Here is a 4,356-nt window from a genome sequence, read left to right on the forward strand (position 1 = left end):
GCCCGGGGCCGGCCGACGAGCGGCTGGAGCAGGCGGCCCGGCGGGCCGCCGACCTGCTGCAGTGGGAGGCCGACTGGCGCAGCCTGCGCGAGCGCTACCCGGCGGTGGCCGACCCCCGCGCGCGGGTAGCGGAGGCTGGCGCGGACCTGCTGGAGGGCGCCGGGCTGGAGCAGGCCAAAGAGCAGCGCGACCGCCTCGACGCCGCGGTGGAGGAGGCGCGCCAGGAGCTGGGGGGCCTGGATCGGGAGCTGGAGGCGGGCCGGGAGGTCCAGGACGTGGGCCTGATCCAGGGCCGCATCGCCGAGCTGGAGGCGGAGCTGGAGGAGGCCGGTCGCGCCCACGACCGCCTGCGCCTGCTGGAGCGGCTGGTGCGCGAGGCCGACCGCCGCTTCCGCGAGGCCCACCAGCCGGACGTCCTGCGGCGGGCGAGCGCTTACCTCGCCGACGTCACGGGCGGCCGCTACACCCAGCTGCTGATGGAGGAAGGCGGCGGCGACGGCGGCCTGCTGGTGCGCGACGCCGGCGGCACCCTGCGCGGCGTGGACGGCGAGGCCGCCGAGCTGTCACGCGGCACCCGCGACCAGGTGTTCCTGGCCCTGCGCCTGGCGGTGGCCGACCACCTGGACGCCGGCCACGAGCGCCTGCCCCTGCTGCTCGACGAGGTGTTCGTGCACTGGGACGCCGAGCGCCAGGAGGCGGGCCTGCGGGGCCTGCAGCGAATGGCCGGCGACCGCCAGCTGGTGCTGTTCACCTGCCACCGGGAGTTCGGCGCGCGCATGGCGAGCCTGCTCGGCACCGAGCCGCTGCCCCTGCCCGGGCCCACGGCGGAGGTGTAGGAGCGAGCTCCAGCTCGCGACCTGTTCGAGCAAACGCGCGAAAACGGTCGCGGCCTGGAGGCCGCTCCTACAAGGGCCCATACACCGTTGTAGGAGCGACGGCCCCCGTCGTGACCCGCCCAACGGGTCTCGTGGCCCCGGTCCCTTGAAGGGTCCGGAAGACCGGTCAGCCGTCGCGCAGTCGCGGCCGGGAGGCCCCTCCGACCGGCCCCGATTAGCCACGGGACTCCCGTAGGAGCGGCGTCCACGCCGCGACCACTCGAAGCAGCCCCCGTTCTCGTCGGCTTGCCTCGCCGCCAAGCCCTCGTGTAGGAGCGGCCTCCCGGCCGCGACCCCCGAAGACCTGATACCCATCCTCCCCTTGATAGCCGTAGGAGCCCGCTTCAGCGGGCGAGCCGGTTGGGGGCCATGGTCCGTCGGCGTGCGCCCACTGAAGTGGGCTCCTACCGGAAGACCCGAACGGGGAGGTCCCAAAATGCAAAAGCCCGCCCCGGGCAAGGGGCGGGCTTGGAAGAGGGTTGCGGCCCCCTCAGGCCAGGCCAGCCTGGCGGACCATGCTGCGGCGCCGCCAGCGCCGCAGGGTGTGGACGCGCCACAGCCACATGAAGCCCATGTAGCTGAGGATCGCCGCCGGGATGGCCAGGATCAGGCTGCCGAGCCACAGGTAGGTGGACTGCTGGATGAACACTTGCAGGTAGGGTGCCAGGTTGGCCAGCAGCTCCGCGGGGAAATGGTCCCGCAGCAGCAGGGCGCCCAGCCGGTTGAAGCCCCAGTACAGCAGGGGCGTGGTCAGCGGGTTGCTGACCCAGAGGGCGAGGAAGGCCAGGGCGAAGTTCACTCGGAAGCCGATGGCGCCGAACAGCACCAGCGGCGTCTGGAAGCCCACGGTGGGCGTCAGGCCCACGAACATGCCGAGGGCAATGCCTCCGGCCAGGGCACGCCGGTGCAGGCTCCAGACGCCCTTGCGGGCCGTCAGCCAGCCAAAAAGGCGGCTCCCGCCCATCCGCTCGCGCAGCCCGTGCTCGGAGGGCAGCCATTTCTTCAGCGATTTGCGCACTTCCCGTCCTTCTCCGGGGTGTGGGGGTGATCAGAAGCGGTCGACGTAGGCTTCGTAGCCGGTGACGATCAGGCGGTAGAGCTCCTCGCCGATCTGGATGTGGCCCCCCTCCGGGGCGCCGATCTGGATGGTGGCGCTGCCGCTGTTGGACATGCCGGCGATGCCGAACCTGTCCTCGGCGATCAGGGCGTCGAGGATCTCCTGGAGCTCCTCCCGCGGCGCCTCCCCGGTCTTATCGGTTAAGGTCACCTCGCGGCCCTGGTAGGTGCCGGTAACCACCTGCTCGGTTGCTGCGCTTTCTTCTGCCACTGTGCGCCTCCCGGGTGGCGGGCCGTCAACGGGTCGGTTACTTCGACGCGCTGGCGTCCTTGTTGTTCCTGCATTTGAGCATGGTCCAGTAGCCGAACAGGTTGACCCGGCGCTGTTCGACCACGTCGAGATCGGTCTCCTCCACCAGGTCCCGCTGCCGCATGTTGGGGCGCCAGCCCAGGGCGCCCGAAAGCGGCGCCAGGGCCCGCTCCAGGCCGCCCACCACCGGGTTCTCCGACTGGAAGTGGTTGACGATCACCAGCTCGCCGTCCGGCTTGCAGACCCGGCGCATCTCGTCCACGCAGCGCTTGGGGTTGGGCACCACGGTGACGACGTAAGCGGCCACCACCACGTCGAAGCTGTCGTCCTCGAAGGTGGTCTCCTCGGCGTCCATCACCTCCAGGAGCTTCACGTTGTCGAGGTGCTCGCTCACCTTCTTCTCCCGAGCCTTCTCCAGCATGGGCTCGGAGATGTCGATGCCGTAGATCTCCACGTCGCGCGGGTACAGCGGGAGGGAGAGGCCCGTGCCCACGCCCATTTCAAGCACCTTCTCGCCCGGGTTCAGGTCGATGTGGTCCAGCACGGCCTTGCGACCGGGGTGGAAGATGGCCCCGAACACGGTGTCGTAGACGCCGGCGAGGCGCTGGTAGGCCTTTTCTACGGAGCTCAGATCCATGGGTGGGGAAGGGTCCTCTCGTCTTGGCGGAGCGCCCGGGTGGCCGTTCCCGGCCCCCGGGAGAAAACCGTAGTACGATGCCAGATCCCGCACGATCCCGGCAAGCCGGGAAAAAGGGGACTTGTAGGGGCAAGTATGGAGGGCGGTGGGGGAATCCATTACAATGCCCGCCGGTGCGCCGAACCGGTCGTACCGCCCGCGAACCAGTCATGCAAAAAGGGGCCTCGCATGCAGCGCATCCTTGCCACCCTGGTCCTCGGCGCGAGCCTCCTGCTCGCCTATCCAACCGAGAGCAAGGCGGCCAGCTACGTCGCCCAGGACGTCTGGTACAGCACCCTCTACGGGGCGGCCATCGGCGGCGTCACCGGCACCGGGGTCATGCTCCTCACCGACGATCCCCTCGGCAACACCGACTACATCGTCACCGGCGTGGGCATCGGCATCATCTCCGGCATGGTCTACGGCATCTACTCCTACGCCATCTCGCCCAGCTACGGCGCCCTCGCCAACGTGGACCCCAGCGGCACCACCCACTACGCCGTCCCCATGCCCGAGCCCTACATCAACCGCTTCGGCGGCGGGCAGGAGGTGGACGTGGGCGTGCGCATGGACCTGATCCGCGCCCGCTTCTAGCGGGGCCCGGACCGCGGGCCGGTACGGGGACCCGATGGGGGAATTGGTCCGCGGGGCGCGCATCCCGTAGAATTCCCCCTTCCACCCGCCCGAGCGCGGGCCGCTCCGCCCGGAATCCCGACCAAAACGGTCGGTCCAAGGGAGCGAGACCGAACACCCACCGGCCCGGCCGCCGGGACCGAACCCACGGAAAGCAGCCATGAGCGACGATCTAGCGAGCGTAGCGGAACGGTTCGAGCGCAGCGACGAGGCCCTGCGCGACTGGGAGCGCCGCCTCAACGCCGGCGAGGAGGTGGACGTCTGGGACACCGCCAACGCCGGCATCGAGATCATCAAGGACCTCATCAAGGCCTACCTGGAGGTGCTCGACCGCGACTGGGAAGGCACCGAGGACGACCTCCTGGCCCTGTGGAAGGTGGCGGTGAAGAAGAACCCCAGCCTCAACACCATCCGCGACAACTGCCGCGAGCTCATCTACTACTACAACTGCGTGGACATGGACCGGCGCGACGCCCTGCCGGAGAACGCCCACAAGCAGGCTGTCCGCACCGCCCGGCACGTCTACCTCTACCTGCGCACCCGCGCCGAGGAAGCCGGCGCCCTTGAAAAGCATCAGGGGCTCGGGGCAGGCTGAGCGGAACCAAGCCCCCGCACGCAGTAGGGGAAACGGGCGCAAGGAGCAGGGGGCGAAACCGGCCGGCGAAAGGGGCGGGAATTGACCTCTGGCCAATCCCTTGGCAGACTTCTGCGCTTCTCGACGACTGTCGGGCCGTTAGCTCAGTTGGCAGAGCAGCTGACTTTTAATCAGCGGGTCGCAGGTTCGACTCCTGCACGGCCCACCATAT

The 4,356-nt window shown here is 69.7% G+C and carries 6 protein-coding genes and 1 tRNA gene; 4 read left to right on the forward strand and 3 right to left on the reverse strand.

Going from position 1 to position 4,356, the window contains the following annotated elements; genetic code table 11:
* Positions 1–836, forward strand: an 836-nt coding sequence (locus ACLFRB_RS11495) for an ATP-binding protein (protein ID WP_411069153.1), incomplete at its 5' end; no start/stop codon positions are given.
* A 529-nt stretch (positions 837–1,365) separates the two neighbouring features.
* On the opposite strand, the gene ACLFRB_RS11500 is transcribed toward ACLFRB_RS11495, so the two are convergent.
* The 3 genes from ACLFRB_RS11500 to ACLFRB_RS11510 are packed head-to-tail and all read right to left on the reverse strand — an operon-like array spanning position 1,366 to position 2,878.
* Positions 1,366–1,893, reverse strand: coding sequence for a DUF2062 domain-containing protein (locus ACLFRB_RS11500; protein WP_411069154.1), 528 nt, complete (start codon positions 1,891–1,893; stop codon positions 1,366–1,368).
* Between the two features lie 30 nt (positions 1,894–1,923).
* Positions 1,924–2,202 (reverse strand): hypothetical protein, encoded by a 279-nt coding sequence (locus tag ACLFRB_RS11505; protein WP_411069155.1) that lies wholly within the window; start codon positions 2,200–2,202, stop codon positions 1,924–1,926.
* A gap of 37 nt (positions 2,203–2,239) precedes the next feature.
* The gene (locus ACLFRB_RS11510; RefSeq protein WP_411069156.1) at positions 2,240–2,878 is read right to left on the reverse strand and encodes a class I SAM-dependent methyltransferase; all 639 of its coding nucleotides are present in this window, start codon (positions 2,876–2,878) and stop codon (positions 2,240–2,242) included.
* Positions 2,879–3,106: 228 nt separating this feature from the next.
* Between ACLFRB_RS11510 and ACLFRB_RS11515 the strand changes: the two genes are divergently transcribed.
* The 3 genes from ACLFRB_RS11515 to ACLFRB_RS11525 all read left to right on the forward strand — a co-directional run bounded on the left by ACLFRB_RS11515 (position 3,107) and on the right by ACLFRB_RS11525 (position 4,353).
* The gene (locus tag ACLFRB_RS11515) at positions 3,107–3,511 is read left to right on the forward strand and encodes a hypothetical protein (RefSeq protein WP_411069157.1); all 405 of its coding nucleotides are present in this window, start codon (positions 3,107–3,109) and stop codon (positions 3,509–3,511) included.
* Positions 3,512–3,710: 199 nt separating this feature from the next.
* Positions 3,711–4,145: a hypothetical protein gene (locus ACLFRB_RS11520; protein ID WP_411069158.1), complete on the forward strand. Its 435-nt coding sequence runs from the start codon at positions 3,711–3,713 to the stop codon at positions 4,143–4,145.
* Between the two features lie 132 nt (positions 4,146–4,277).
* A tRNA-Lys gene (locus ACLFRB_RS11525) sits at positions 4,278–4,353 on the forward strand.
* The last annotated feature ends 3 nt before the right edge of the window (positions 4,354–4,356 follow it).

Origin of the sequence: Thiohalorhabdus sp., assembly GCF_046545655.1 — a bacterium.
GTDB lineage: Bacteria > Pseudomonadota > Gammaproteobacteria > Thiohalorhabdales > Thiohalorhabdaceae > Thiohalorhabdus.